We start from the raw sequence: 26,481 nt of genomic DNA on the forward strand, positions 1-26,481 counted from the left end.
GTTACCAACCTGACACAAAGGCGGTGGCCCCCGTGCGAACGCGCTCTCCTGTGACCGCGGTGGTTCTCAGTCTGCTCCTCCTGGCCCTGACGGTCCCCCTGCCGGGACCGTGGCCCGCTGCTGCTGCAGCCGAGACCGCGGATGTGCCGGCGCCGCCGGACGAGATGCCGGTGCGCATCGGGCTGGCGTGGGGCCAGTCGGCGGCGGAGGTCAGCAGCAGCGACGGGCTCTGGATTGTCGCCGACGGCGCGGTGCAGGGAGAGGTGCCCGGAGGCGCGGCGGTGCGCGCGGAACTGTGGGACGGCGGCCTGTATGTGCATGCGGCTGAGGCGTGGTTTGCCGGGCCCGTCCGTCTGGTGCCGCAGCCGCCCGGGTATATTAGCTTCCAGGGAGGGGCATATCGCGGCGAGATCGAGCTGGTGCTCGCTGACACGGGCAAGCTCTCTGTGGTGAACGTCGTCAATCTGGAGGACTACCTGCTGTCTGTCGTCCCGGCGGAGATGAACCCCGCCTGGCCGGAGGAGGCCCTGAAGGCCCAGGCGGTGGCCTCCCGCTCCTATGCCCTGGCCAACCTGGGCAGGTGGGCGGAAGAGGGCTACGACCTGCGCAGCAACACCGACGACCAGGTCTACCGGGGGCTGGCGCAGGAGCGGCCCAGTACCACCGCCGCGGTCCGGGAGACGGCGGGTCAGGTGGTCACCTATGAGGGGCGTGTGGTCGCGGCCTACTACCACTCCTCCTCCGGCGGCCACACCGAGAACAATGAACACATCTGGACCGGCGGCTCCCCCAGGGCTTACCTGCGGGGGGTGCCCGATTACGATGCCCTGCCGGACAACAAGTACACCGCGTGGAGCAATACGTTCACGATAGACGAGTTCAGCCAGCGGCTGCGGGAGGCCGGCCACGGCGTGGGCCGCGTGACCGAGGTCATCCCCGGCAGCGCCGGGGCCAGCGGGCGGCCGACCACCTGGACGGTCATCGGATCCGAAGGTACGAAGCAGCTGACCATGCAGCAGGTGCGGACCGCCCTGGGGCTCCTCGCGCCCCCGCGGGAGATCGTGCTCACCGGTGCAGGCGGCCAGCCAACTGTGCCGGATCCGAGCCCGGCTCCGCCGCCGGACCCTGCGCCGGCGCCTGAACCGGAGCCGGAGCCAGGGCCAGAGCCTGAGCCTGAACCCCAGCCCGAACCAAAGCCGGAGCCGCCGGCTGCCCAAGTGGCGGTCCTGGCGGCAGACGGCCTCGTCAGGGCACGCCCGCTTTCAGGCAGCCTGGTCCTGGGTGCGACGGGCGTGGCGCGGCCGCTGGAGAGCCTTGCCGCGGTCACCTCTGCGGAGGCGCTGGCCGTCGTCGGCGTGGTGCCCCGGCCCGGTGGGACGCCCCCGGCGCGGGGCGAGACGCGGCCGCGGGACCCCGACCCTGCGCCCGCCCCTGCACCCAACCCTGCTCCCGAGCCCGCGCCCGAGCCCGCGCCGGAGCCCGGACCCGCTCCTGAGGCGGTCGTCGTCACCGGCAGCGGCCACGGCCACGGCGTCGGCATGTCGCAGTGGGGCGCGCACGGCATGGCCCTGCAGGGGAAGAGCTACATCGAGATCCTGACCCACTACTACACCGGCACGAAGGTGGAGACCCGCTGAAGTGCGACTTTCGGACTTTGACTACGACCTGCCCAAGGAACTGATTGCCCAGAAGCCCGTGGAGCCGCGCGACGCCTCCCGGCTGATGGTGGTGGATCGAAGCAGCGGTGCCATCGCGCACCGCTACTTCCGCGACCTGCCCGAATACCTGCGGCCCGGCGACGCCTTGGTGGTCAACGAGACCCGCGTGATGCCCGCCCGTCTCCTGGGCAGCCGGGAGCGCACCGGCGGGGCGATGGAGGTGCTGCTGTTGAAGCGGCTCAGCCAGAATCGGTGGGAGACCCTGATGAAGCCCGGCAGGAAGGCCAGACCCGGCGAACGGATCGTCTTCGGAGACGGCCTCCTGGTGGCCACGGTTGTGGGTCCCACCGATTTCGGCGGGAGGGTGCTGGACTTCCAGTACGAGGGCGTGTTCGAAAACCTGCTGGAGCGGCTCGGCCAGATGCCCCTGCCCCCGTACATCCACGAACAGCTGGACGAGCCCGAGCGGTACCAGACCGTGTACGCCCGGGAGTGGGGCTCTGCGGCCGCCCCGACGGCGGGGCTGCACTTCACGCCCGAGCTGCTGGACCGGCTCGCCTGGCTGGGGGTGGAGGTGCACAAGATCACCCTGCACGTGGGCCTTGGCACGTTCCGGCCCGTGGAGGTGGAGGACCCCACGCAGCACAAGATGCACAGCGAGTTCTACCACGTCTCGCCGGAGGCTGCGGCCGCCATCAACGCGGTGCGGGCCCGGGGCGGGCGGCTGGTGGCGGTGGGCACCACCACGGTCCGCACGCTGGAGACCGCGGCCGACGAGCGCGGCACGCTTTACCCCGGCGAGGGCTGGACGGATATCTTCATTTATCCCGGCTACCGCTTCAAGCTGGTGGACAGCCTGGTGACCAACTTCCACCTGCCCAAGTCGACCCTCTTGATGCTGGTCTCCGCGCTGGCCGGCCACGAGCTGATCATGAAGGCCTACCGGGAGGCCGTGGCCGAGCGGTACCGCTTCTTCAGTTTCGGTGATGCCATGTTCATTCTGTAACGTACCGTGCTGGCAGGTACCGCGCGGCTGTGGTACCATACCTGAGGAAAACTATGGGAGGCATGGCGTTGGCTGTTCGTTGGGAGCTACTCAAACAGGATCCGGCCTCGGCCGCGCGGCTGGGGCGCCTCCACACCCCCCACGGGGTGATCGAGACGCCCGTGTTCATGCCGGTCGGCACCCAGGCCACGGTCAAGACCCTGAATCCCGAGGAGGTCTGGGACCTGGGGGCGCGGATCATCCTCAGCAACACGTACCACCTCTACCTGCGCCCGGGCCACGATCTGGTGCAGGAGGCGGGCGGGCTGCACCGGTTCATGAACTGGAAGGGCGCCGTGCTCACCGACTCGGGCGGGTTCCAGGTCTTCTCGCTCGCCGATTTGCGCAAGATCACCGAGGAGGGCGTGCAGTTCCGCTCGCACATCGACGGCAGCACGCACTTCCTCACGCCGGAGAAGGCCACCGAGATTCAGAACGCGCTTGGGGCCGACATCATCATGGCGTTCGACGAGTGCACGCCGTGGCCGTGTGACCACGACTACGCGAGGCGCTCGCTGGAGCGGACCACCCGGTGGGCGGCGCGCTGCAAGGCCGCGCATGCCCGGCCCGAGGCCCAGGCGCTCTTCGGCATCGTGCAGGGTTCCACCTTTGCCGACCTGCGCCGGCAGGCCGCCGAGGAGATCGTCGAACTGGACTTTCCCGGCTACGGCATCGGCGGCCTCTCGGTGGGGGAGCCGAAAGAGCTGATGCACGAGATGCTGGAGGTGCAGGTGCCGCTCCTGCCGGCCGACAGCCCCCGCTACCTGATGGGGGTCGGCTCGCCGGAGGACCTGGTGGAGAGCGTGTGGCGCGGCGTGGACATGTTCGACTGCGTGCTGCCCACCCGCATCGCCCGGCATGGCACGGTCTTCCTGCCCGACGGCAAGATGACCGTGCGCAACGCCGAGTTCGCCCGGGACTTCCTGCCGATTCAGGAGGGCTGCGACTGCTACGCCTGCCGGAACTACAGCCGGGCGTACATCCGTCATCTCATGAAGGCGGACGAGATGCTGGGGCTGAGGCTCTGCTCCATCCACAACCTGCGCTTCCTGGTGCGCACGATGGAGGAGATCCGCGCCGCCCTGGCCGCAGGCACCTTTGCCGAATACCGGCGGACGTTCCTGGAGCGCTGGCACGCCGGCGAGGCGGAACGCCGCGCACGCATACGCACCGGCACCGGCCGGGCCGGCGGCCCGATGGGCCCTTCCGAGCCCGCTGTGCCCCAGAACCGCTAGAAGCGAGGGGGAGTCGAGATTGGCGATTCAGTACCGGGTTGCCGCCCGTGCCGACCTGAACCCGCTGTTGCCCCTGGTGGAGGCCTTTGCCCGTGAGCAGCAGGCCCAGCTGGGTCTGCATCAGCTGGCCGACGGATTCATGCAGTATGCTAAGACGGGGCTGGCCCAGGTCCTCGAACACCCCGCTGCGGTGGTGATGGTGGCTGAGGCCGATGGGCGGGAAGGCCCGGTGGGCTACTGCGTCGGCAGCCTGCAGGAGCCGCCCGCCCTGTTCCGGCCCGAGCTGTACACCTACATCTCCGATCTGTACGTCGTACCCGAGTACCGTCGCCAGGGCATCGGCACCGGGCTGGTGGAGCGGGTGCGGGGCTGGGGCTATTTGAAGGGGGCCTTCGCGCTGTCGATGATCGTGCCGATGGCCAGCGCCGCCGTGGGACTGGGCGAGCGGATCGGCATGCGGCCGATTCAGATGATGATGTACGCCGCCGGCCAGCGGTAGCCGGCCAGCCGTTCGGCGGAATGTGGACAGCCAGGCGTTTCACGAATGTACAGGCACCCAGCCCGCGTGATATAGTGAACCCATGAGACAGCGAGGAGGAAAAGGCCTTGGAATTTCTTGTGCAGTGGGGTCCCCTGATTCTGCTCTTCGTGCTGATGTACTTCATGATGATCCGCCCCCAGCAGCAGCAGCAGCGGAAGCGCCAGGAGATGCTCAACTCCCTCAAGGTGGGCGATGAGATCGTGACCATTGGCGGCCTGCACGGTGTGATTCAGGCGCTCGATGAAAGCAACAACACCATCAGGGTAAAGGTTGCATCCAACGTCGAGCTGACCTTCAATCGCAGCGCCGTCGGAAGCGTCCGCCGCGACAGCTGAAAAGGACCCGGTGACACGGTGACCACCCGGCTCTCGACAAAGCCGGGTGGTCACATGCTATATGACAGGCAGTTCTAGATAGAATAACATTTCTGTTGACTCGACTCAGGGGCATACGGTAGAATGAGTGATGAAATCGACCGAAATATGCGCTGAATGAGAAATGGGTATGTCGTATTTCTGTCGCAGAGAAGGTCGGGAGTAAGGCGCGGACGGGAGGAGCGCCCATGAGTCTGAAGGTACGGGAGCAGGTGTTCGATGCGGTCTCTCCGGAGGTTGTGGCCGACCGCCTGCAGCCGCTTCTGAGCCCGAGGGAGCTGGAAGTCGCCCAGCTTGCGCTGGCCGGGCTGCCAACGGCCGAGGTGGCCAGGCGGCTTTTTGTTACGGTGAATACGGTAAAGACCCACATACGCCACATCCTGCGCAAGACCGGCACCGACTCGCGTGCCGATCTGATCCGCAGGCTGGTGATGGAGGAGGAGCTGGCAGTCGCCGCGCTCGACCCGGTGACCGGGCTGCTGCCCCGCCGGGCCTTCCGGCACCGGGCGCTGGACCTATGGCGCAAGCACCGCGGCCGCGGGCTGTCGCTGATCTGGCTCGAAGCGCAGGGCCGGCATCACCTCTCGGCGGTGGAGCGGGTGGCGGCTGACCTGGCGGTGGCCGAGGCCCTGTCGGACGCCGTGCGGGCGCGAAGCCTGGCCTTCCGCTGGTCGGAGCATCAGTTCCTTGGCCTGCTGCCGGCCACGGACCGGGAGGTGGCGCGGGGTGTGGCCATGCGCCTCGGCCTCTGCCTGGGCCAGTGGGCCAGCACCAACGACTGCGATCTGCTCTTCTCGCTGGGCTGCGCGAGCTCGGTGGAGGGGCTGGCCTCGCCGGAGGCCCTGGTGGAGGCGGCGATGCGGCGCTCCTGCGCCAGCCTGCAAGACTCTGCGTAACGCAACGGGAAAGCCGGGCGCTGGCTCACAGCGCCCGGCTCGTCACGTCCTTGCCGGTGCAGGTGTAGAGGGTGCGCCGGCCGCCCAGCACCGTTTCCAGGTGCACCGGCCGCCGCCAGATGTGGTGCACGTGGCGCAGCGTGTGCGTGAGGTGCGTCACGTCAAGCTCGATGCCGTCGTACCCGTGGCGCAGGTAGAGCTCTCCCTGCTGCCGGTAGTTGTCGTCCTCGGCGAAGATGTAGGGCAGACCGCAGTTCTCCAGCTGGCGCACGAGCGCGTCCCGCACTGCTTCCCACCCAGTCGCCGTGACCTGCCACTGGCCGCCCTGCTCCGCGTAGACGTAAAGATTGAGTTGCTCGCACAGCTCCGGCGTCAGGTAGTTGCGCACCAGGGATACGTCGGTCTCGACCGCGCGTACCTCAAAGAGCCGCTCCCGGCCGTAGCGGGCCTCGATCGACTCCAGCAGGTGGCAGCCCAGCCGGTAGGGGTTCAGCCCGTGCGGGTGGGGACCCAGCACGGCGGCGTGCAGCCGCGCAAACTCCAGGGTGTCAGCGGGCGGCAGATCCATCTCCCGCAGGATGCGCGCGTGCCAGAGGGTGGCCCAGCCCTCGTTGAGGATCTTCGTCTCCATCTGGGGCCGGAAGTAGAGCGCCTCCTCCCGCAGGCTGGAGAGGATGTCCCGCTGCCAGTCCGCGAGCCCCGGGGCCCGCTCCAGCAGGAAGAGGGCCAGGTCGCGGCCGGGCTCGGAGCGCGGCCCGGGGAACGGGTCGATCTGCTCGGCCACCGCCAGGCCGGCGTCCAGGAACCGCTCCACCGGCTCGCGGCCCAGGCGCGCCTCGTAAAGGCGCACCCTTTCGGCGAATGCGCTCATCGTGTGCACCATCTGGCGGTTGGTGCCCTGAAAGCGCCAGTTGTGTTTGAAGAAGTCGGCGTGGGCCACGACGTGCGCGGCCACCAGCGTGTTCTCCAGCAGGCTGTTGGATTCCAGCAGGAAGGCGTAGCACGGGTCCGAGTTGATCACCAGCTCGTAGATCTTGGCCAGCCCCAGGTTTGCCTGGCTCCTCAGCAGGTAGTAGGCCTTGCCGAAGGACCAGTGAGAGAAGCGGGTGGGCATGCCGTAGGCGCCGAAGGTGTAGAGCACATCGGGCGGGCACAGCTCGTAGCGCATCGGGAAGAAGTCCAGGCCGGCCGCCCGGGCCCGGTCCATCACCTCGCCGATGGCGCCGGCCAGGCGGTCCAGGTCGCGGGCCATGCTACCCGGCCCCCCTTTCCCGCTCGCCGGCCGGCGGGAAGAAGGCCCGCAGGGCGGCGTAGATCTCCGAGCGGTCCCGGATCAGGGCCGTGACGAACCGGGGATGCTCGATCTCCTGCTGGTAGAGCGTCAGCAGGGTGTTGGGCTGATAGTAGGGCATGGCCATGTACTGCGGCTGCGTTTCGATTTGCCCGTAGCCCACCAGGGCGCAGCGCGCGAGCAGCTGCTTCAGCAGGGCCACCGCCCGGGGGTTGTCCGAGATCAGGTTGTCGCCGTCCGAGAAGTGGAAGGCGTAGAGGTTGTGCCGGTCCGGCGGGTACTGCCGCTCGATGAGCCGCAGGGCGTACTCGTAGGCCGAGGAGCACCGGGTGCCGCCGGACTCGCCCCTGGTGAAGAAGGCCTCTTCCTCCATCTCCCTCGCCTCGGTGGTGTGGGCGATGAAGTGCAGCTTTACGCGGTCGTAGCGGGTGCGGAGGAACCGGACCATCCAGAAGCAGAGGCTGCGGGCGATGTACTTCTCCCCGGAGCCCATCGACCCCGAGGTGTCCATCATCACCAGCAGCACGGCGTTGGCCTGCGGCGTCTCGGTGTCGTCCCAGGTCCGGAAGCGCAGATCTTCCCGGCGGAGCCCGGCCAGGGGCGGCCGGCCGGCCAGCCGGTTGCGCTTGATGGCCTCCATCAGGGTGCGCTTCTTGTCGATGTTGGCGTAGATTCCCTGCCGCCGCACGTCCCGCCACTCGTGGTGCTGGGTGGTGATGTGGGGCTCCTGCCTGGGCTCGAGGTGGGGGAGGGAGAGATCCGCAAACAGCAGCTCTTCCAGCTCCTCCACGGCAAGGTCGGTCTCGAACCAGTCCTCGCCGGCCTCCTCGCCAGGCCCGCCGCGTCCGGCCGCCTCGGCGGCCTCGTCTGAACGGGCGACCGGCTGCCCGGCGCTCACGGGGCGGCCCGCCTCGCCCACCCGGCCCTGCTTCTGCCAGTTCAGCCGGAACCGGTACTCCTTCATCACCCTGATCGGCAGGCGCACCACCTTCCGGCCGTCGCTCGCGATGATCGCCTCGTCGCTCACGATGTCGGCCAGGTTGGCCCGTATGGCCTCGCGGATGCGCGCCTGGTGGCGCTCCTGGTCCATCTGCCCCTGGCGGTGCAGCGACCAGTCCTCCCGGGAGATGAGGAAGGGTGTCTCAGGCATCGCGCACGCCTCCTCTGCCGTTTTCCACGCGCCCGCTGTGAGCTACCGGCTCAGCAGGGAGCCGACGTAGCGCAGCAGCTCGTGGGCGCACGAGGAACAGTAACCGTGCTCCCGCACAAGCCGGTCCGCCACCTCGTTCATCCGGCGCAGCTGGTCGCGGTCCGGCGCGCGGAGGGAGGTGGTGATTTTCACGACGTCTTTCAGGTCGGCGAAGAGCTTCTTTTCAATGGCCTCGCGGAGCCGCTCGTGGGAGGTGTAGTCGAAGGTGATGCCCCGACGTGCGTAGGAGGAGAGCCGGATCATGATCTCCTCCCGGAACGCCTTCTTCGCGTTCTCCGGGACGCCGATCTGCTCCTCGATGGCGCGCATGAGCCGTTCGTCGGGTTCGCGCAGCTCGTCGGTGAGCGGGTCGCGGATCTGCTGGCCCCCGCAGAATGCCTCCACGTTGTCGAGGTAGTTGGCCAGCAGGGTGCGGGCGGAGTCCTCATACGCGTGGGTGAACGCCTTCTGCACCTCCCGCTTGGCGATCTCGTCGTACTCCTGCCGGGCCATCGCGATGAGGGAGAGCAGCCGCTCCCGCTCCTGCGCGGTGATGGAGGGGTGCTGGTCCAGCCCGTCCTTCAGGGCGCGCAGGACGTCCAGGGCGGTGATGCAGGCCTTCTCGCTGTTCTCACCCTTGCGGATGATGGCCGAGGAGATGCGATTGATGACGTAGCGGGGGTCCACCCCGCTCATCCCCTCGACGCCGTCGAACTCCCGCTGCAGCTCGGCCACGTCCTCCGGCCGGAAGCCCTCCACGTGGGCGCCGTCGTACAGCTTCAGCTTCGTCATCAGGTCCATTCCCGCCCGCGTGGGCTCCTTCAGCCGGCTGAGCACCGAGAAGACGGCCGCGGCGTAGAGCGCATGGGGCGCGATGTGGACGTGGCCGGTGTCGGCCTGCCGGATCAGCTTCTCGTAGATGCGCACCTCGTCGGAGACCCGCAGGTTGTAGGGGATGGGGATGACGATGATGCGGCTCTGCAGCGCCTCGTTCTTCTTGTTGGCGATAAAGGCCCGGTACTCGGTCTCGTTGGTGTGGGCCACCACCAGCTCGTCCGCGGAGATGAGGGCGAAGCGGCCGGCCTTGAAGTTCCCCTCCTGGCTGAGGCTGAGCAGGTGCCAGAGGAACTTCTCGTCCAGCTTCAGCATCTCCTGAAACTCCATGATGCCGCGGTTGGCCTTGTTCAGCTCGCCGTCGAACCGGTAGGCGCGGGGGTCCGACTCCGACCCGTACTCGCCGATCGTGGCGAAGTCGATGGAGCCCGTGAGGTCGGCGATGTCCTGGGACTTGGGGTCGGATGGGCTGAAGGTGCCGATTCCCACCCGGTCGGCCTCCGAGAGCAGGACCCGCACCACGGGAACTGCCTCGATCCGCCCCCCGTACTCCTCACGCACCATCAGCCGGCAGTGGGGGCAGAGGTCCCCCTCGATGACCACGCCGAGTTCCTTCTCCAGCATGGGCCGCAGCTCCCGGGGAACCAGATGGAGCGGCTCCTCGTGCATCGGGCACCCGCGGATCGCGTACAGGGCCCCCTCCGGCGTGCGGCTGTACTCCTCCAGCCCCCGCTTCAGCATGGCGACGAGGGTCGACTTGCCGCCGCTCACCGGCCCCATGAGGAGCAGGATCCGCTTGCGCACGTCCAGCCGGCGGGCGGCCGGATGCAGGTACTCCTCCACCAGCCTTTCCAGGGCGCGGTCAAGCCCGAACAGCTCCTGGTCGAAGAAGCGGTAGCGGCGCACGCCGTCCACCTCCTCGACCCCGTGGGAGACGATCATGTTGTAGATCCGGGCGTGCGCGAACTGGGCCACCCGTGGGTTCTTGGCCACGATCTCCAGGTAATCGGCGAACGTCCCCTCCCAGCGCAGGGACTCCTCCTTCCGCCGGTACGCCTCAAGCTGCTGCAGCAGCGTGTTCATCCGTGCTCCACCTCCTGGGAAAGAGTTATACCCAGAGACGCAATCGTCGAAACATACGGCAGAGTGAGGCGGGGGGACGTGAGTACGTGAACCTTTCAGGTCTCACATACGTATAGGGGAGTAGAAGACGACGGGGCCAGGCCCCGATGGTGAGGTGGTTGGCATGGCAGCGAGCGCTGCGCCGCTGGATCCGCTGGCTTACGTGCAGACTGCGTCCGTTGTCTCCCATATCCTGCAGACCCGTTGCGACGGCTACCTGAAGCGCACCTACGGCCTGAGCTGGCCGGGCTTCACGGTGCTCCGGACCCTGCGGCAGTCGGGGCCGACTTCGGCCAAGCGGCTGACGGCGGCGCTGGCCTGTACCCACAGCAACATCACCGGCATCGTGGACCGCCTGGAACGGGACGGATGGGTGAAGCGGACCCGGTCGACGGAGGACCGCCGGGTGATCTTCCTGAAGCTGACGGAGAAGGGCGAGCAGATCGGAGAGATCGAGGAGGGGCTGCACCAGTTCCTCACCCTCAGCCTGGGGAACTGGTTCGGCGAGGCCCACCCGCTGTTCGAGCGGCTCCAGGCCCTGGAGACGCTGATGGAAGAGGGGCAGCCGGCAGAGGCGTAACGATGCCCGGGCGATTGCGCCAAGGCGGCGCTGGGCCCGGGCATCTTCCTGCTCGAGTGAACGGGCCGCCCACGGGGAACTCCCGTGGGCGGCCTTGCGGCAAGAGCCGCGCTCAGGACAGGTAGGACTGGTCCACCCCGACGCTCACCAGCTCCCGGGAAAGGTACTGCAGGCCGTTCCGCAGCCGGCTCTTCACCGTACCCAGGGGCAGGTTCAGCTCCTCGGCGATGTCGCGGTACGAGTAGCCCTCCAGGAGCCGCAGGCTCAACACCGACGTGTAGTGCGGCGGCAGCCTGTGCAGGGCATCGTGCAGCGCCTCCACGAAGGCCTTCCGCTCGAGTTCGGTTTCCGGCCCCGGCGTCGGATCCAGGAGATCCTCGGCCAGGAGCGACATCGTCTGGTGCCGTTGGCTGCGCAGCACGTCGAGGGCCGCGTTGCGCGTCACCTTGTACAGCCACGCCCGCAGCTGACTGGTGGGCTCCAGCGACTCCATGTGGCACCAGGCCTTGTACATGGCGTCCTGACAGACCTCCTCGGCGGTGAAGGCATCGCCCAGGAGGCGGTGCGCGTAGGAAAGGAGTGATCCCCCCATGACCTCCATCAGCCGCCCCAGCTGCTCGTCGTCATTGAGGCCGGGCTGTCCCCACAGCTCGACGTCTTCGCGCATGACCATTCAACCCCTCTCTATCTGCAGACAACAGATCAGTGATAGCTGCACAATATGGATAACCGGATGTTTCGGACCAGAGGGCGCCCCCTGTGCTCGTAATCATAGCACCATTATGTAAGAACAAACAAGGGTGATTGTTCAGTCGTTTACTCACACTCTATCCACGGGTATCTGTGCGAGGGGTGATGCCGCTCAGCTTCCCCCTGGGCGTACCGCCCTGCATGATTCGCGCAATCTCAGCGAAACTATGCACATTCAATTGCCGCCCGTGAACATTTAACGGTGGAGATACGTTATGACGGGTAGAGATACCAAGGATGGGGGTGGGTCTCCTGAGCCGGATCGACGTGGAAGCGCTGGAGCGGATCGCGTTGGTGAGGCGGATGGCCAGCAGGCTCGAACAGCAGTGTGAACGGTATCTGCGGTCGCAATATGGCTTGAGCTGGCCCCAGTTTCAGGTACTCCGGGAACTTTCAGTGGAGCGGCCGACCATGCTGCAGCGTGTGCACGATGCGGTCCACTGCACCCGCGGCAACCTGGCGGCCATCATCGACCGGCTGGAGCGGGACGGGTGGCTGGAGCGGTTCCGGCTCCAGGGCGACCGCCGGGTCGTGATGCTGAGCCTCACGGAGAAGGGGGCCCGGGTCCCTGCGATGGAGGAGGAGCTGCGCGCTCGCATCGGCGAGTGGCTGGAGCCGGTCTTGCCGGAGGCGCAGGAGATTCAACAGCACCTAAGCGAGTTGCTGAGAGATATGACAGATCCGCTCGCCTCGGAGGATGCGCTGAAGCCGGATGAGCGCCTCGTGGCGGTGAGCTGACCGGGGCGCCAACATAGCAGCGAGACAGGCCAGGGTCGTGGACCCTGGCCTGTCTCGCGCCGCTTATTCCACTTGCTCCAGATGCCTGAGCCGCTGGGCGGCAAGCTCCACCACTGACTGGGGGGTTCCCGAGCCCTCCGCGATGGTGGCGGCGCCCACGGCCGCCCGCATCCTCAGCCGCTTTCGCTCAGCCCAGCGCTTCACCTTGCGGATGAGGCGGTCAGCCACCTCTATGGAAGTGGTCCGGTCGCTTCCGGGCAGCACCAGCAGATAGAGATCGTCCCGCCAGGGCAGGAGGTGGTCCCGGCTGCGGATCGACGTGGCCAGCAGGTCGGTGAGGCTGGTGCCGGGCACTCGTGCCACCAGGCCGGACTGGAGGAACGCCAGGTGGAGAACGACCACGGTGCTGTTGATGCTGTCTTCCGGATCGGCGTGCAGTGCGGCGAAGATCCGTTCGAACTCGGCGGGCAGGTCTTCCGCCACCGACCCGATGCGCGCCGGCGCGCTGCCTGCCTCCATGAGCACCCGGTACAGCTCGACCCGGCTGCGGGTCTTGGTCTTGCGGTACAGATTCCGCAGGTGGGTTTTCACCGTGTTTTCGGAGATGAACAGTGCCGCCGCGATCTCCTGCGTCGAGCGTCCCGAAACCAGCAGACGGCCGACCTCAAGCTCACGCTGGCTGAGATGCGCCCCCCAGATTCGCTCCAAGGAGAAAACGGCCACTGACGCCTTGTCAGCCTGCAGGGTCCTCATTTTTCCGCACACCCCTCTATAGGATCACACAGTCCCTCAGCGTACGCACCAAAGATTCGACCGAAAAGTCATACCCTCCTGCTCACCCGGCGCGGGTGATGGCAAAAAAGACCGAATTCATCCGGACAGGTGATCAACAGTTAAATATTCGAATCCGAAATACCCGATCCGCGGCCGCCTGCCTCTTGCGAGCATGGCGGCCCGACTACATCCGCGCTGCTTCGACCAGGTGAGACACCCCCAGAATTTCATCTGCAAGACTGATATAGGGAATCATCCACGAATTCATGCCCAAAGGTGAGGCGATCCTGTGCCATAATCGGCGTCGGATGGGAGGTGATGCCCGCTGCGACGCATGACGCGCAAGCGCCGGCTGCGGCGGAAGGCGATGATGGCACTGGGGCGGCAGATCCGGGACTCCGGGAACAAGCTCCCCCACGTGCTCATCCCGGTGACGATCGTGATCTCCAGCCTTGCGGCCGGGCACGTGAGCGGTTCCACCTTCGCCCTGAGCCACGACACCGCGAGAGGGCCCCAGATCGAGTTCCAAACGCTCACCACCTCGCAGGTGCTGCGCTTCAGCTCGGGCCGGGTCCAGCTGGTCACGGATTCCGGGCCGGACCGGGTCGGATCAGAGGTCGTGCGCACCTTCCAGATCATGAACATCAGCGACCGGCACGTGTCCCTCTCCGTGGAACTGAGCGGCATCCCGTGGGCGCGGGCAGAGCTCTCCAGGACCGAGCTCGGCCCGGGCGAAACGGCGGACATCTTCGTCACCGGCACGCCCGATCAGGCCGGCGAGTACCAGGGCTACCTGACCGTGTACGGCATGGGCGGTTTCCTGGAGCTGGGCATGGAGTTCGTCGTCGTGGTGGTGCCCGCACCGGAACTGGATCCTTGCCTGGCCGATACTCCGGTTGAGTCTCCGGCGCGTGACGGCGGGACATCCGGCCCGCCGGCGCCCGCGGTGGAGGAGCCCGTCATGGAGTCCGGTGACGAGGACTCCGAGGAATCGCCCGCGTTCATCATCGGGCTTCACCCAGACCTCCTGGGCCTGCCGATGATCGGCGATGGCCCTGGTGACGAGGTTCCGCCGCCCATCGCCCGGCCCGAGGGCGAAGTCCCGCTGCCCGATACGGAACCGGACGATGAGACCGGCGGCGAACCCGATGTGCCTGGGTCGGAGCCGGACGATGCCGGCGAGACCGGAGCCACAGACGGCGACCAGGAGCCCGAGCCGGCCGCACATGAGGACGGCAAGTCGGATCCGTGTGACGACAACCCCGCCGTTCAGCCGCAGGATCCCGTCAACGACTGCGTGCTTCCCGCCGAGGAAGCTCTGACGGAGGAGAGCGACGACGAGGCTGAGGAGTCCGGCGAGTGCCAGCCGGCGGCACCTCCGCCTGAAGGCGACGGCGACATGCCCGACGAGGGCGAGACCGACGGGATGAAGGAGGAGGACGAAGAGACCGTCGAGGACGACGCTGACGACGAGTCGGACGGCGTGGATGGGGAGCCGCAGGACGATGTCGCTGCAGGCGAACCCGACGCGGATGAGTCCAACGGCGATGCCGACGACTCCGGCGAGCCGGATAGCGACGGCGATGCCGAGGATTCAGACGCTGGGCAGTCCGACGGCGATACCGATGGCGGCGAGTCTGACGATGCGCAGTCTGGCGGCGATGCCGACGGCGGTGAGTCTGACGATGCGCAGTCTGGCGGCGATACCGATGGCGGCGAGTCTGACGATGCGCAGTCTGGCGCCGATGCCGACGACGAGTCTGACCAGGATGAATCCAGCGGCGACACCGACAGCGGCGCGCCAGATGAAGAGTCCGGTGGTGACATCGACGGCGATGCGTCGGAGGAAGGGTTCGATGATGACGCCGATGACGATGAGTCGGATGAAGAAACCGGTGACATCGAAGGCGATGCCGTAGTGGAAGAGGAGCCCGACAGCGACAGCGACACCGGCGCAGAGGATCCTGAAGACGTCCCCGCCCCGGCCGACCGGCCTGCTGAGCCGGCGGACCCACCTGAAGAGGCAGGTCCGGGCGAGACGGCACAGCCGGAAGCCGAACCAGGCGAAGCAGATGACGCCGACGCGGGAGGGCAGACGACGTGAAGATCCTGTTGCGAATCCTCAGCGGCGCGGTGACCGCAGTGCTGGCCGTGGTTCTGGCCGGAACGGTGCTGCTCGTGCTGACCGAGCGCAGGGCGCCTGACCGCATGCCGTCGTTTCTGGACTACAAGGTTCTCAGTGTGCTGAGCGGCTCCATGGAGCCGGCGATCAAGACGGGCGACGCCATCATCGTCGAACCGCTGAAGCCCGAGCACGTGATCGCCGAAGGCGACGTGATCACGTTCCGGGCGCCCGATGCCCCCGATATGCTCATCACGCACCGGGTGATCGGCATCGTGCTCGTCAACGGCGAGCCGGCGGCCTACGTGACCAAGGGCGACAACAACGACGCCCCCGACCTCACGCCGGTCCAGCGGTCCCAGATCGTAGGCATCCAGCGGTGGCGCGTCCCGTTCTACGGCTACCTGTCAGAGTTTATGCGCACCAAGACGGGTGTCATTTCGCTCGTCATCGTCCCGGGCGCCCTCCTGATCGCCATGGAGATCCGCAAGATCTTCCAGGTGGTCATGGAGGAGGAGAAGGCCAAGAAGGCCGAGGAGAAGCCCGCGGATGTCCAGACCCACAGCTAGTCACCTGCAGTATGGCTGCAGTGCGAGGTTTGCTCAGCGAATGCTGGGCAAGAGCTCCGGCTCCAAGCCAACATCACGTCATATGGAGGATGAGACGAGATGAAGAGGATCCTGTTGAGCCTGGCTACCGTGGGTGCCCTGTCCGCCTTGATCACCGGCGCCACCTTCGCCCTGTTCACGGCGGAGAGCGAGAACCTGAACAACACCTTCACCGCGGGTACCGTGAAGTTCGGCGAGGACTTCGAAACCAGCTGCGATCTGAGCGCCAGCAACATCGCCCCCGGCGATTCCGGCACCTGCACCTACGAGATCGCGTACGTCGGCAGCCTCGAAGCCTTCGTTGGCGTTGAGCACAGCGCCTCCGGCGACCTGTTCGCAGGCACGCACCCCATGACCTACACCATCAACGGCTCGAGCGACAGCGGCATCATCCTTCTGGGCACCGCCAACAGCGGGGACACGGTGCCTGCCGACGTCGAGTGGAGCTTCCCGCTGGCTGCTGGCAACGAGTACCAGGGCAAGTCGGGCAGCATCACCCTGAAGTTCAAGGCCGTCCAGGTCCGGAACAACGACGACGGCTCTGGGAATCCGAGTTCCTGGAACTAAGACCGATACGGCTGAGCTGAGTCCAGCAGTCCCCGCCGGGATGGGAGACCTGTCCCGGCGGGGTCTCAGTAAGGAGGAGTCCCCGTGAACAAGAAGCTCCTGATGATTCTGGGTTCCACAACGGCCATCGCCGCCCTCTCGATCGGCGGCACCATGGCCCTGTTCACCGACTCCAGGGAGGTTTCTGGGGATTTCTTTACCGGCACGCTCTGCATCAACGCCGAGCGCAACGACGGCGATCCGGTCCCCGGGCCGATGTTCTACATCACCGCGGAGCAGGGCAAGACGCCCTCGGGTCAGTTGGGCACCATCCCGACCGGAGTATGGGCCCCCGGCGATGAGCACGTTCGGACCATGACGATTTACAATCCCGAGGAATGCAGCAGCATGGACGCCTGGATCACGCACGTCGGAGCCAGGCTCAGCGAGGGCTTCGAAGATCAGTACGAGCCGATGGCCGAGAAGTTGTACGTGGTGCTGAAGACCCCGCAGGGCGGCGGTCCCGACGTGGTTGTGGGTGAAGCACCGCTCAGCGACTTCCTGGCGGGGCGCGTGCCGATCGCCTATCCCGACGGCAGCAAGATCCCGGTCTACCTCACGAGCAACCGGCACATGAAGTTTGAGGTCACCTTCGACCTCGACGCCGGTAACGACTACCAGGACAAGACGCTCGTCGTCGATTTCATGGTCTACGCAGAGCAGATGCCGAACAATCCGTAGCGGGCGCCGTGCCCAATGATCGGGCTCAGGGAGCCCGGTCATGGACGGAGCCATCACATGACGTCGCTACTTTTCCTACGAGCGAAACCCTCATGGGCGAGGCGCTTGAGGGCCTGACCTGAGTTCTGAGCCGGCTGAGGGCAGGCAGGCTGACCATCACCGGGGGCCGGCCGGGCCTGTCCTGCCCGGGTCTTGGCTCGGGTCATCACGCAGACGGGAGGACGAGAACGGATGCTGCGCAAGTGGTTGCTTGTTGCCTCGATTGTGGCCGTCACCGCGGTCGGCGGGGCAGGCTTCACGATGGCTCTGTTCACCGATGCCGCGGACGTGGGCAGTGATCAGTTGGTAGCGGGTACGCTGCGAATTGAGGGCAACCGGGTGGATGAAACCCTCGAGGGCCCGATCTTCTACATCAGCAACACCGGAGACGGCGCGTCGCCGGTCGGCCCAGGCGGCAGGGAAACCGGCCTGTGGGCCCCTGGAGACTCTCACGTGCGTGAGTGGCAGATCGAGAACGTCGGCACGCTGGATGCCCGGCTGAAGGAGATCAAGGCGACGGAGACCGAGGCCATTCTGGGGCCGAATGGCGAGAACCTGGCCGACGTCCTCCAGGTGACCATCCGGGACGTCCACGACAATGAGCTCGCCTCGGGTACCCTGGCCTCCTTCTACGCCGGCCAGGCGCTCACGCCGCCGATCGTGCTCGAGCCCACCGACAACGTGGACCTGTACATCACGGTGGAGCTGCCCTTGGGCACGGGCAACGAGTACCAGGGCCTGAAGACGGTCGTGACGTTTACGGCTTACGCTGAGCAGGTCAAGAACAACCCGTAGTCCTGACGGGAGGAGGACTAATTCGTGAAGATGCCCTTCCGTAAACTGGTTTCCTCGCTGCTCGTGGCTTGCCTGTGGGCCGGTCTCACCGCCGTTCCGGCCCTGGCAGACGAGGCGGAGCCCGAGCCCGAGCCGCCGATCGAGGCCGAACCGATCACGGATGAGGGGGATCTGGCTGAGGTTGATCTGACCGTGGAGGTTGCGGACTCTGACATAGAAGGGGACTTTTCCATCCTCAATCTCGTGGTCCCGGGCAACACGACGTCGCAGCAACTGGCCATGGAAATCGTGGGCCCCCTGATCAACAACCAGACGAACCGGCTGCGCAATGTCGTCTACAGCGGCGGCACCCCGGCTTCGTCGGGCAGATTCTGGGGCGGCGGGGACATCATCAATATTGAACAGGGTGCCGTCCTCACCTCCGGCAAGGCCGTCGACGTAGGTGCGGCACCGAGTTCCACGTACAGCCACAACTCGGGGTCGGCGGGCGACAGCCTGCTCACCAGCATGCTCTCCGACACGAAGCAGACCTACAACCGCTCGGTCCTGGAGTTTGAGTTCCGGCCTGTGGAGAGCGGGACGATTTCCTTCGACTTCGTCTTCGGCTCCAAGGAGTACAGCCGGAGCGAGAACAAGCGCTACAACGATGGTTTCTACTTCCTCTTTGGCCAGGCCGGCAAGAACCTGAACGCCAGCCACAACATCGCCACGGTCCGGCCCCACAACAGCCAGGTCGTCTCGGTCAAGAATATCGATGAGAACACCAACAGCGATCTCTTTATCCCCAACCCGGCCAGAGGCGGCAAGAAGGTGGCCGTGAACGGCTTCACCAAGGTCATGACCACGAAGGCCGTGACGGTCGAGAAGAACAAGTGGTACAAGATCCGCGTCGCCATCGCCGATGCCCATCCCAAGGGCGACAAGGACCACAGCGCGAACCAGGAGCGCTGGAAGTACGACTCCGCCGTCTTCATCGGGCCCGGCTACTACAGGGACGACAAGGGACCGAAGTGGCCCAGGAACGCGAACCTCGATGTGATTGAGCAGTGCGGGATCGTCACGCTGAGCTGGCCGGCTGCCGATGACCCGTCCATCCCCATCGACTACGAGGTCTTCGTCAACGGCGCCAGCCAGGGCACGACCCAGTCGCTCAGCTACACCCTGAGCCTCTCCCCGGGCCCCTACAACTTCAGCGTCGTGCCTACGGACGCGAGGGGCAACGCGGGCAGCCCGTTGAGCCGTAATTACACCGTCACGACCGCGTCCGGCGGAGCAGAAGAGGTCACCTGGCTGGGTCCCGGCTACGTGGCCAACGGTGAGGTCTACGACATCCAGTTCGTCTACGGCGGCTGCGACGGCGGCGAGTTCAACAAGACCGTTGCGGTCAAGATCCGCGATATTCTGAACAACAACAAGCTCATCACCGGCTTCGTGTACGGCCAGAGTATCGAGTTCAACGAGGAAACCCAGGTCTACAGCCAGCTCTTCGACACCGCACGGTTCAAGATCAATGACACCATCGTCCGCATCTTCGTCTACTTCGACAACAAGCTGCGGGACACCAGGGACGTTATCGTCGGTTCGCCGTAGAAGTAGGCTCGTGAACTGAGTCCAGGCAGGCCCCCGGATCAGCAGACCCGCCGGAACGCCCATTCCGGCGGGTCTGCGCCGGGATTATCCACAGTCTGACAACACGACGTGAAGAGGCGTAGCACGCCCGGTCGCGGCATATAGTCAGAAAGGTCTATTCGAACCTTTTCCGTTTCTCGACCGTGTTTAGGGTAAAAGCAGGAAAGGTGGCGTCAACGTTGAGCGGGCACATGGTGAGCAGGGAGCTTGACAGGTCGAACATCCCGGCGTCGCTCGGGGTCTGGCTTCGGTACCAGGTTGAGTCCATCCCTCACATTGCCGCGAAAGACGGCCAGTTCTCGGCCCGCTGCGCGGCGGCCTCCCTCCGCGTGAAGCTCGGTGCGGCGCTCCGGGCCAACCTCATCGATCCCGCCACGGCAGCCGAGCTGGACAAGATGCTTGACCAGGTTGGTCGGATCGAGGAGCCAGCCTGACGGGCGCGTGAATTGCACATTGGGCCACCACGGGTAACGCCGGCGGTGGCCTTTCTATTTGCGCAAGAAGGAACTACGGGATCCGTGACGAAATAAAGAACATTTACGGTAGCGCCCCGTGAGCGAGAATAGGAAAAGACAGAATTGATGTGGCGCAGCAGACCGACCGTGTGCACGCTGAGGTGATGCCCCTTGTCCGACGCCCGTGACCGCATCGCGGCCGAGCAGGAGCGCTGGCACAAGCAGACCGTCGCTCCTGCTCTTGCCCGCTTTCCCGAACAGAAGGCCGAGTTTACCACCAACTCCGGCGTTCCCGTGCAGCGGCTGTACACGCCAGCCGACGTTTCGATCGACTACCTGCACGACCTCGGGTTCCCCGGGGAGTACCCCTTTACCCGGGGCGTACAGCCCACCATGTACCGCGGCCGCTTCTGGACCATGCGCCAGTACGCGGGGTACGGCACCGCCGAGGAGTCCAACGCCCGCTACCGCTACCTCCTGGAGAACGGCCAGTCCGGCCTCTCCGTCGCCTTCGACCTGCCCACCCAGATCGGCTACGACTCCGACTCGCCGTACGCGGAGGGCGAGGTCGGCAAGGTCGGCGTGGCCATCGACACCCTGGCGGACATGGAGACCCTCCTCGATGGGATCCCGCTGGACAAGGTCTCCACATCCATGACCATCAACGCCCCGGCTGCGGTGCTGCTGGCCATGTACATCGCCGTGGCGGAGAAGCAGGGGGTCAGGCCCTCGCAACTGGCCGGAACCATTCAGAACGATATATTGAAGGAATACGCCGCCCGGGGCACCTATATCTTCCCGCCAGAACCTTCCATGCGGCTGATCACCGACATCTTCGCCTACTGCGCCCGGGAGGTTCCCCGCTGGAACACGATCTCCATCTCGGGCTACCACATCCGGGAGGCCGGCGCCACCGCGGCGCAGGAGGTGGGCTTCACCCTGGCCAACGGCATCGCCTACGTGGAGGCCGCCATCCGGGCGGGGCTGCCGGTGGACACCTTTGCCCCCCAGCTTTCCTTTTTCTTCAACGCCCACAACGACTTCTTCGAGGAGGTGGCCAAGTTCCGGGCCGCCCGGCGCCTGTGGGCCCGCATCATGCGCGAGCGGTTCAAGGCGCAGAACCCGAAGAGCTGGATGCTCCGCTTTCATACCCAGACCGGCGGCTCCACGCTCACCGCACAGCAGCCCATGAACAACATCGTGCGGGTGACCCTGCAGGCCTTCGCGGCGGTATGCGGCGGCACCCAGTCGCTGCACACCAACTCCATGGACGAGGCCCTGGCCCTGCCCACGGAGGAGTCGGTGCGGGTCGCGCTGCGCACGCAGCAGATCATCGCCTACGAAAGCGGCGTTGCGGGAACCATCGACCCCCTGGCCGGCTCGTACTACGTCGAGCACCTGACGAGCGAGATCGAGCGGCAGGCGCAGGCCTACATCGCCAAGATCGACGAGATGGGCGGGGCCGTGCGGGCCATCGAGCGCGGCTTCATGCAGCGCGAGATCCAGGAGGCGGCCTACCAGTACCAGCGCCAGGTGGAGAGCGGCGAGCGGGTCATCGTCGGCGTGAACCGCTTCCAGGTGGAGGAGCCGCCGCCCACCAACCTGCTCACGGTCGACCCGGCGGTGCAGGAGGCCCAGCAGCGGAAGCTGGCGGACGTGAAGGCCCGGCGGGATCAGGCCGCCGTGGACCGGGCGCTCGCCGGCCTGCGGGCGGCGGCCGCCGGTACGGACAACCTGATGCCCCCCATCCTGGCGGCGGTGAAGGCATACGCCACCCTCCAGGAGATCTGCGATGTGCTGCGTGACGTCTTCGGAGAGTACCAACCCACGGAGGAGCTGTAAGGCATGCGGAAGATTCGCATTCTCGTCGCCAAGCCAGGCCTGGACGGCCACGACCGCGGCGCGAAGGTGGTGGCCCGGGCCTTCCGGGACGCCGGCTTTGAGGTGGTCTACACCGGCCTGCGCCAGACCCCGGATCAGATCGCGGAGGCCGCCCTGCAGGAAGACGTGGACGTGGTGGCGCTCTCCATCCTATCCGGGGCCCACAATACCCTGCTGCCCAGGACCGTGGCCGCGCTGAGAGCGCGCGGGCTGGAGGATGTGCTGGTCGTGGCCGGCGGCGTCATCCCCGCGGCGGACATCCCCGGGCTGAAGGCCGCCGGCATCGCCGAGGTCTTCACCCCCGGCACCCCCACGGGCGCCGCGGTCGAGTTCATCCGCCAGCGGGTCCGGCCGGCTTGATGACAAGATGTTAAGACTCGGTTTTAGGATCTGGTCATAAGAAGGGTGACGTGCTATGATGGTGGGGATCGATCATATCGGTATCGCCGTCCGTGACCTGGATGAGCAGATCGCGCTCTACCGGGACCGGCTGGGGCTGCGCTTCGAGGGCATCGAGGAGGTGCCGGCGCAGAAGGTGCGGGTGGCCTTCTTCGATGCCGGGGGCGCCCGCGTCGAACTGCTGGAGTCGACCTCGCCTGACGGGCCCATCGCGCGGCACATCGACCGGCGGGGGGAGGGGCTTCATCACGTCGCCTACCGGGTGGCGGATATCCGCGCCGCCATGGCGCAGGCCGCGGCTCAGGGGCTGCGGCTCATCGATGAGGAGCCCCGCCCGGGCGCCCACGGCACCCTGGTCTGCTTCCTGCATCCCAGGTCGACGGGCGGCGTGCTGACCGAGCTGGTGCAGCACATGGGGAGTGAGAGCTAGCGTGAGCATGGAGGACCTGGTGGCGGAGCTTCAGGCCCGTGAGGCCCGGCTGCGCCTGGGCGGTGGGGAGAAAGCCCTGGCCAAACGGAAGGAGCAGGGGAAGCTGACGGCCCGGGAGCGGCTGGCCCTTCTGTTTGACCCCGGCTCCTTCGTGGAGATCGACCTGCACGTGCGCCACCGCGGCACGGAGCTGGGCATGGAAAAGCGGGAGACCCCTGCAGAAGGGGTGGTCACCGGCTTCGGCACCGTGGACGGGCGCACAGTCTACGCCTTCTCGCAGGACTTCACGGTGATGGGCGGCTCGCTGGGGGAGATGCACGCCCAGAAGATCGTGAAGGTGCAGCAGATGGCCCTGAAGGCCGGCTGCCCCATCGTGGGGATCCAGGACTCGGGCGGCGCCCGGATCCAGGAGCACATCGACGCCCTGAACGGCTACGGCCGGATCTTCTTCAACAACACCCTGGCCAGCGGCGTCATCCCCCAGATCTCCGTCATCATGGGCCCCTGCGCCGGCGGGGCCGTCTACTCGCCGGGCCTGACGGACTTCATCTTTATGGTCGACAAGACCAGCTACATGTACATCACCGGGCCCGAGGTGATCAAGGCCGTCACGGGGGAGACGACGACTCACGACGCCCTGGGCGGCGCGCAGGCCCACGCCGAGCGCTCCGGGGTCGCGCATTTCCGGGCGCCGGACGAGCCTTCCTGCCTGGCGGCGGTCCGCCGGCTGCTCTCGTTCCTGCCGCCCAACAACGTGGACGACGCGCCCCTCGGGCCGCTCACCGATCCCATTGGGCGCGCCGAGGAGCGGCTGCTGCGCATCGTGCCGGAGAACCCCAACAAGCCCTACGACGTGCGGGATGTCATCACCGCCGTTGTCGACCACGGCGACTTCCTGGAAGTGCAGCCGGGCTGGGCGATGAACATGGTCGTGGGCTTCGCCCGGCTCGAGGGCCGCACGGTGGGCATCGTCGCCAACCAGGCCCGGGTGCTGGCCGGCTGCATCGACATCAACGCCTCGGACAAGGCGGCCCGGTTCATCCGGTTCTGCGACGCCTTCAACATCCCGGTGATCACCTTCGTGGACACGCCCGGCTACCTGCCGGGCACTGCCCAGGAGCACGGCGGCATCATCCGGCACGGCGCGAAGCTGCTCTACGCCTACTGCGAGGCGACGGTGCCCAAGCTGGTGGTCGTGCTCCGGAAGGCCTACGGCGGCGCCTACCTGGCCATGTCGTCGCAGTCGCTGGGCGCTGACTTCACCGTCGCCTGGCCCACCGCCGAGATCGCGGTGATGGGCGCTGACGGCGCCGCCAACATCCTCTTCAAGCCGGGGCCTGAGGTGGAGGACCCCCAGGCGGCCCGGGTCGAGTGGATCGCGAATTACAAGGAGAAGTTCAACACCCCATACAACGCCGCCGGCCGCGGCTTCGTCGAGGCGGTCATTGACCCCCGCCAGACCCGTCCCATTCTGGCTCAGGCCCTGAGAGCCCTGGGCACGAAGCGGGAGACCCGCCCGGCCAAGAAGCACGGCAACTTCCCGGTGTAAGCGTTTGAAGGAGGATTGCGGATGACCAGACGTTTTCGGGTGACCATCGGCGGCGTGACCTACAACGTGGACGTGGAGGAGCTCAGCCAGCCGGGGGTGGCTCCGGCCCACGGTGCGGCGCCCGCACCCGCTGCGGCTACCGGCTCCGCGGCGTTCCCGCCGGCGGCCCCTGCACCTTCCGGGGCTGCGGCCTTCGCCCCGGCGGCTCCTGCGGCTGCCGCGCCTGCACCGGCCACCTCTGCGGCGTCCAACTCTGCAAGTTCCGTCTCCGCAGTTTCCGCCCCCGCAGCGGCCCCCGCGCCCTCGCCGGCGCCCGCGGGCGCTGCTTCCACGGTAGAGGGACAGGCGGTCTGCGCACCCCTGCCCGGCCTGATCGTGAGCGTGCCGGTGCAGGTGGGGCAGCAGGTGCGTGAGGGCGACGTGGTGGCGGTGCTCGAGGCGATGAAGATGGAGAACGACATCACCAGCCCGTACGCGGGCACGGTGAAGCAGGTTCTGGTGAGCAAGGGTGCCTCGGTGGCCATGAATGACCCGCTGGTGGTGATCGGCTGATGGCAGGTCCGTGGCGTGCCCAGCTTCCGGCGGAGTTGGTGGCGGTGATCACCGCGGCGATCTCCGCGGCGATGGATCAGCCCGTGGGCAGTTTCGCCATCCGTTCCATCGAGCGGGCGGGTCCAGCGGGGGCAGGCGCTTTCGCCGCCGCGGGCCCGGTGGGGGCAGCGCCGGCAGCCAGCGGATGGGCGAAAGCCGGCGTGGTGCAGGCGCACCTGACCCGCGCGCAGTTCGGCGGGCGGACCCGCTAGCGGCGCCAGACCAGGGAGGGAGTGGGGCAGAGTATGTTTGAGAAGGTCCTGATCGCGAACCGGGGCGAGATCGCCATCCGGATTATCCGGGCCTGCCGGGAGCTGGGGATCAAGACGGTGGCCGTCTTCTCCGAGGCGGACCGGGAGGCGCTGCACGTACGCCTAGCCGACGAGGCCCACTACATCGGGCCCGCACCCTCCAACCAGTCGTACCTGTCGGTGCCGGCCATCATCACCGCGGCGACGGCCAGCGGGGCGGACGCCATCCACCCCGGCTATGGCTTCCTGGCGGAGAACCCCTTCTTCGCCGAGGCCTGCCGCCAGTGGAACATCGCCTTCATCGGCCCCAACCCCGAGGCCATCCGGGCGATGGGGATGAAGGACGCCTCCAAGGCCCTGATGAAAAAGGCCGGGGTGCCCACGATTCCCGGCTCGGACGGGCTGGTGGAGGGGGAGGACGAGGCCCTGGCGGTGGCCGAGGAGATCGGCTACCCGGTGATGGTGAAGGCGACGGCCGGCGGCGGCGGGCGGGGCATTCGCATCGCCCGCAACCCCGACGAGCTGGTGCAGGCCCTGCAGAAGGCGGCCAGCGAGGCCGGGGCGGCCTTCGGCAACGCCGCGGTGTTCGTGGAGAAGTACATCCAGGTGGGCCGGCACATCGAGGTACAGGTGCTCGGCGACCAGCACGGCAGCATCGTGCACCTGGGCGAGCGGGAGTGCTCGATTCAGCGCCGCCGGCAGAAGGTGCTGGAGGAGGCGCCTGCGCCGTTTCTGCCCGAGGAGACCCGGGAGCGCATCCGTGAGGCCGGCGTGCGGGCGGCCCGGGCGGTGGGCTACGACAACGCCGGCACGGTGGAGATGATCTACGACGAGCTGACCGGCGAGTTCTACTTCCTGGAGATGAACACCCGCATTCAGGTGGAGCACCCGGTGACCGAGGCCGTGACGGGGATCGACATCGTGAAGGCCCAGATCCGGGTGGCGGCCGGCGAGCCGCTGCCCTGGAAGCAGGAGGACATCGTCATCCGGGGCCATGCCATCGAGTGCCGGGTCAACGCCGAGGATCCCGACAACAAGCTCTATCCCTCGACCGGAACGGTCACGGCCCTGGAGGTCCCGGGCGGCCCGTGGACCCGGTGGGACGGCATGCTCTACCCGGGCTACCAGATGAAGCCCTTCTACGATTCGCTGGTGGGCAAGATCATCGTGTGGGGCGAGGACCGGGACGACGCCATCGCCAAGATGCAGCGGGCGCTATCCGAGTTCAAGGTGGAGGGCATCAAGACCACGGTGCCGGTTCACCAGCGGATCCTGGCGTCGCCCGACTTCCGGGAGGGCCGCTTCTCCATCGAGTGGCTGGAGGGATTCCTGGGCATGAAGTAGAAGAGGGCCGGGCAGCGCGCCCGGCCCTTTAGTCAAGTCAAATGAGATCCCGACACGGGAAACCACGTCCGAGG

The 26,481-nt window shown here is 66.8% G+C and carries 27 protein-coding genes; 22 read left to right on the forward strand and 5 right to left on the reverse strand.

Annotated features, from left to right (window positions below; all coding sequences use genetic code 11):
• Positions 1 to 50: 50 nt before the first annotated feature.
• The 6 genes from ACZ45O_RS02110 to ACZ45O_RS02135 all read left to right on the forward strand — a co-directional run bounded on the left by ACZ45O_RS02110 (position 51) and on the right by ACZ45O_RS02135 (position 5,749).
• Positions 51 to 1,637, forward strand: a complete 1,587-nt coding sequence (locus ACZ45O_RS02110; protein ID WP_464855314.1) for a SpoIID/LytB domain-containing protein — start codon at positions 51 to 53, stop codon at positions 1,635 to 1,637.
• Between the two features lies 1 nt (position 1,638).
• Complete coding sequence (queA, locus tag ACZ45O_RS02115; RefSeq protein WP_464855315.1) at positions 1,639 to 2,664, forward strand: tRNA preQ1(34) S-adenosylmethionine ribosyltransferase-isomerase QueA; 1,026 nt, start codon at positions 1,639 to 1,641, stop codon at positions 2,662 to 2,664.
• A gap of 68 nt (positions 2,665 to 2,732) precedes the next feature.
• Positions 2,733 to 3,938, forward strand: coding sequence for a tRNA guanosine(34) transglycosylase Tgt (gene tgt / locus ACZ45O_RS02120; protein ID WP_464855316.1), 1,206 nt, complete (start codon positions 2,733 to 2,735; stop codon positions 3,936 to 3,938).
• A gap of 19 nt (positions 3,939 to 3,957) precedes the next feature.
• The gene (locus tag ACZ45O_RS02125) at positions 3,958 to 4,437 is read left to right on the forward strand and encodes a GNAT family N-acetyltransferase (protein WP_464855317.1); all 480 of its coding nucleotides are present in this window, start codon (positions 3,958 to 3,960) and stop codon (positions 4,435 to 4,437) included.
• Positions 4,438 to 4,544: 107 nt separating this feature from the next.
• Positions 4,545 to 4,814 (forward strand): preprotein translocase subunit YajC, encoded by a 270-nt coding sequence (gene yajC, locus ACZ45O_RS02130; RefSeq protein ID WP_464855318.1) that lies wholly within the window; start codon positions 4,545 to 4,547, stop codon positions 4,812 to 4,814.
• Between the two features lie 227 nt (positions 4,815 to 5,041).
• Entirely contained in the window at positions 5,042 to 5,749 is a 708-nt protein-coding gene (locus tag ACZ45O_RS02135; protein ID WP_464855319.1) for a LuxR C-terminal-related transcriptional regulator, read from the forward strand.
• Positions 5,750 to 5,774: 25 nt separating this feature from the next.
• Here the strand turns inward: ACZ45O_RS02135 and ACZ45O_RS02140 are convergent, their stop codons facing one another.
• From ACZ45O_RS02140 to ACZ45O_RS02150, 3 genes are read right to left on the reverse strand one after another with little or no spacing between them, the layout of a single operon-like run.
• Positions 5,775 to 7,001: a SpoVR family protein gene (locus ACZ45O_RS02140; RefSeq protein ID WP_464855320.1), complete on the reverse strand. Its 1,227-nt coding sequence runs from the start codon at positions 6,999 to 7,001 to the stop codon at positions 5,775 to 5,777.
• Between the two features lies 1 nt (position 7,002).
• Positions 7,003 to 8,190, reverse strand: a complete 1,188-nt coding sequence (gene yhbH, locus ACZ45O_RS02145; RefSeq protein ID WP_464855321.1) for a sporulation protein YhbH — start codon at positions 8,188 to 8,190, stop codon at positions 7,003 to 7,005.
• A 42-nt stretch (positions 8,191 to 8,232) separates the two neighbouring features.
• Entirely contained in the window at positions 8,233 to 10,146 is a 1,914-nt protein-coding gene (locus tag ACZ45O_RS02150) for a PrkA family serine protein kinase (RefSeq protein ID WP_464855322.1), read from the reverse strand.
• Positions 10,147 to 10,309: 163 nt separating this feature from the next.
• On the opposite strand from ACZ45O_RS02150, the gene ACZ45O_RS02155 reads away from it, so the two are divergent.
• Complete coding sequence (locus ACZ45O_RS02155; RefSeq protein ID WP_464855323.1) at positions 10,310 to 10,765, forward strand: MarR family transcriptional regulator; 456 nt, start codon at positions 10,310 to 10,312, stop codon at positions 10,763 to 10,765.
• 112 nt (positions 10,766 to 10,877) lie between these two features.
• Here the strand turns inward: ACZ45O_RS02155 and ACZ45O_RS02160 are convergent, their stop codons facing one another.
• Positions 10,878 to 11,432 carry an RNA polymerase sigma factor gene (locus tag ACZ45O_RS02160; protein ID WP_464855324.1) on the reverse strand — a complete coding sequence of 185 codons (555 nt, stop codon included), beginning with the start codon at positions 11,430 to 11,432 and terminating at the stop codon, positions 10,878 to 10,880.
• A 386-nt stretch (positions 11,433 to 11,818) separates the two neighbouring features.
• Between ACZ45O_RS02160 and ACZ45O_RS02165 the strand changes: the two genes are divergently transcribed.
• Complete coding sequence (locus tag ACZ45O_RS02165; protein ID WP_464857620.1) at positions 11,819 to 12,253, forward strand: MarR family winged helix-turn-helix transcriptional regulator; 435 nt, start codon at positions 11,819 to 11,821, stop codon at positions 12,251 to 12,253.
• A gap of 63 nt (positions 12,254 to 12,316) precedes the next feature.
• Here the strand turns inward: ACZ45O_RS02165 and ACZ45O_RS02170 are convergent, their stop codons facing one another.
• Positions 12,317 to 12,961, reverse strand: coding sequence for a LuxR C-terminal-related transcriptional regulator (locus ACZ45O_RS02170; protein ID WP_464855325.1), 645 nt, complete (start codon positions 12,959 to 12,961; stop codon positions 12,317 to 12,319).
• Positions 12,962 to 13,361: 400 nt separating this feature from the next.
• Here ACZ45O_RS02170 and ACZ45O_RS02175 point away from each other — a divergent pair, with 400 nt between their 5' ends.
• From ACZ45O_RS02175 to accC, 14 genes are all read left to right on the forward strand, one after another.
• The gene (locus ACZ45O_RS02175) at positions 13,362 to 15,131 is read left to right on the forward strand and encodes an MSCRAMM family adhesin (protein WP_464855326.1); all 1,770 of its coding nucleotides are present in this window, start codon (positions 13,362 to 13,364) and stop codon (positions 15,129 to 15,131) included.
• Positions 15,128 to 15,718, forward strand: coding sequence for a signal peptidase I (locus ACZ45O_RS02180; protein ID WP_464855327.1), 591 nt, complete (start codon positions 15,128 to 15,130; stop codon positions 15,716 to 15,718). Before ACZ45O_RS02175 ends, ACZ45O_RS02180 begins: the two co-directional genes overlap by 4 nt.
• Before the next feature lie 99 nt (positions 15,719 to 15,817).
• Positions 15,818 to 16,324 (forward strand): TasA family protein, encoded by a 507-nt coding sequence (locus ACZ45O_RS02185; RefSeq protein ID WP_464855328.1) that lies wholly within the window; start codon positions 15,818 to 15,820, stop codon positions 16,322 to 16,324.
• Positions 16,325 to 16,408: 84 nt separating this feature from the next.
• Positions 16,409 to 17,044 (forward strand): SipW-dependent-type signal peptide-containing protein, encoded by a 636-nt coding sequence (locus ACZ45O_RS02190; RefSeq protein ID WP_464855329.1) that lies wholly within the window; start codon positions 16,409 to 16,411, stop codon positions 17,042 to 17,044.
• Between the two features lie 231 nt (positions 17,045 to 17,275).
• Positions 17,276 to 17,878, forward strand: a complete 603-nt coding sequence (locus tag ACZ45O_RS02195; RefSeq protein WP_464855330.1) for a hypothetical protein — start codon at positions 17,276 to 17,278, stop codon at positions 17,876 to 17,878.
• Between the two features lie 30 nt (positions 17,879 to 17,908).
• Entirely contained in the window at positions 17,909 to 19,468 is a 1,560-nt protein-coding gene (locus ACZ45O_RS02200) for a choice-of-anchor L domain-containing protein (RefSeq protein WP_464857622.1), read from the forward strand.
• Positions 19,469 to 19,686: 218 nt separating this feature from the next.
• Positions 19,687 to 19,941 (forward strand): hypothetical protein, encoded by a 255-nt coding sequence (locus ACZ45O_RS02205; RefSeq protein WP_464855331.1) that lies wholly within the window; start codon positions 19,687 to 19,689, stop codon positions 19,939 to 19,941.
• Between the two features lie 192 nt (positions 19,942 to 20,133).
• Entirely contained in the window at positions 20,134 to 21,804 is a 1,671-nt protein-coding gene (locus ACZ45O_RS02210; protein ID WP_464855332.1) for an acyl-CoA mutase large subunit family protein, read from the forward strand.
• 3 nt (positions 21,805 to 21,807) lie between these two features.
• Positions 21,808 to 22,203 carry a cobalamin B12-binding domain-containing protein gene (locus ACZ45O_RS02215; RefSeq protein WP_464855333.1) on the forward strand — a complete coding sequence of 132 codons (396 nt, stop codon included), beginning with the start codon at positions 21,808 to 21,810 and terminating at the stop codon, positions 22,201 to 22,203.
• A gap of 58 nt (positions 22,204 to 22,261) precedes the next feature.
• Positions 22,262 to 22,672 carry a methylmalonyl-CoA epimerase gene (mce, locus tag ACZ45O_RS02220; protein WP_464857624.1) on the forward strand — a complete coding sequence of 137 codons (411 nt, stop codon included), beginning with the start codon at positions 22,262 to 22,264 and terminating at the stop codon, positions 22,670 to 22,672.
• A 7-nt stretch (positions 22,673 to 22,679) separates the two neighbouring features.
• Positions 22,680 to 24,221 carry an acyl-CoA carboxylase subunit beta gene (locus ACZ45O_RS02225; RefSeq protein WP_464857626.1) on the forward strand — a complete coding sequence of 514 codons (1,542 nt, stop codon included), beginning with the start codon at positions 22,680 to 22,682 and terminating at the stop codon, positions 24,219 to 24,221.
• 21 nt (positions 24,222 to 24,242) lie between these two features.
• Positions 24,243 to 24,773, forward strand: coding sequence for a biotin/lipoyl-containing protein (locus ACZ45O_RS02230; RefSeq protein WP_464855334.1), 531 nt, complete (start codon positions 24,243 to 24,245; stop codon positions 24,771 to 24,773).
• Positions 24,773 to 25,024, forward strand: a complete 252-nt coding sequence (locus tag ACZ45O_RS02235) for a hypothetical protein (protein ID WP_464855335.1) — start codon at positions 24,773 to 24,775, stop codon at positions 25,022 to 25,024. Before ACZ45O_RS02230 ends, ACZ45O_RS02235 begins: the two co-directional genes overlap by 1 nt.
• A gap of 33 nt (positions 25,025 to 25,057) precedes the next feature.
• Positions 25,058 to 26,407, forward strand: a complete 1,350-nt coding sequence (gene accC, locus ACZ45O_RS02240) for an acetyl-CoA carboxylase biotin carboxylase subunit (RefSeq protein ID WP_464855336.1) — start codon at positions 25,058 to 25,060, stop codon at positions 26,405 to 26,407.
• The last annotated feature ends 74 nt before the right edge of the window (positions 26,408 to 26,481 follow it).

It is taken from the genome of Symbiobacterium turbinis (genome assembly GCF_055383075.1).

What these genes read in the sequence shown, in the direction of transcription:
- ACZ45O_RS02175 (WP_464855326.1), top strand. Translation starts at nt 13,362, where the DNA reads ATGACGCGCAAGCGCCGGCTGCGGCGGAAGGCGATGATGGCACTGGGG.
- ACZ45O_RS02155 (WP_464855323.1), top strand. Translation starts at nt 10,310, where the DNA reads ATGGCAGCGAGCGCTGCGCCGCTGGATCCGCTGGCTTACGTGCAGACT.
- accC (WP_464855336.1), top strand. Translation starts at nt 25,058, where the DNA reads ATGTTTGAGAAGGTCCTGATCGCGAACCGGGGCGAGATCGCCATCCGG.
- ACZ45O_RS02135 (WP_464855319.1), top strand. Translation starts at nt 5,042, where the DNA reads ATGAGTCTGAAGGTACGGGAGCAGGTGTTCGATGCGGTCTCTCCGGAG.
- ACZ45O_RS02235 (WP_464855335.1), top strand. Translation starts at nt 24,773, where the DNA reads ATGGCAGGTCCGTGGCGTGCCCAGCTTCCGGCGGAGTTGGTGGCGGTG.
- ACZ45O_RS02200 (WP_464857622.1), top strand. Translation starts at nt 17,909, where the DNA reads ATGCCCTTCCGTAAACTGGTTTCCTCGCTGCTCGTGGCTTGCCTGTGG.
- ACZ45O_RS02150 (WP_464855322.1), bottom strand. Translation starts at nt 10,146, where the DNA reads ATGAACACGCTGCTGCAGCAGCTTGAGGCGTACCGGCGGAAGGAGGAG.
- ACZ45O_RS02165 (WP_464857620.1), top strand. Translation starts at nt 11,819, where the DNA reads ATGGCCAGCAGGCTCGAACAGCAGTGTGAACGGTATCTGCGGTCGCAA.
- ACZ45O_RS02230 (WP_464855334.1), top strand. Translation starts at nt 24,243, where the DNA reads ATGACCAGACGTTTTCGGGTGACCATCGGCGGCGTGACCTACAACGTG.
- mce (WP_464857624.1), top strand. Translation starts at nt 22,262, where the DNA reads ATGGTGGGGATCGATCATATCGGTATCGCCGTCCGTGACCTGGATGAG.
- ACZ45O_RS02185 (WP_464855328.1), top strand. Translation starts at nt 15,818, where the DNA reads ATGAAGAGGATCCTGTTGAGCCTGGCTACCGTGGGTGCCCTGTCCGCC.
- ACZ45O_RS02140 (WP_464855320.1), bottom strand. Translation starts at nt 7,001, where the DNA reads ATGGCCCGCGACCTGGACCGCCTGGCCGGCGCCATCGGCGAGGTGATG.
- ACZ45O_RS02215 (WP_464855333.1), top strand. Translation starts at nt 21,808, where the DNA reads ATGCGGAAGATTCGCATTCTCGTCGCCAAGCCAGGCCTGGACGGCCAC.
- ACZ45O_RS02160 (WP_464855324.1), bottom strand. Translation starts at nt 11,432, where the DNA reads ATGCGCGAAGACGTCGAGCTGTGGGGACAGCCCGGCCTCAATGACGAC.
- ACZ45O_RS02195 (WP_464855330.1), top strand. Translation starts at nt 17,276, where the DNA reads ATGCTGCGCAAGTGGTTGCTTGTTGCCTCGATTGTGGCCGTCACCGCG.
- ACZ45O_RS02225 (WP_464857626.1), top strand. Translation starts at nt 22,680, where the DNA reads ATGGAGGACCTGGTGGCGGAGCTTCAGGCCCGTGAGGCCCGGCTGCGC.
- yhbH (WP_464855321.1), bottom strand. Translation starts at nt 8,190, where the DNA reads ATGCCTGAGACACCCTTCCTCATCTCCCGGGAGGACTGGTCGCTGCAC.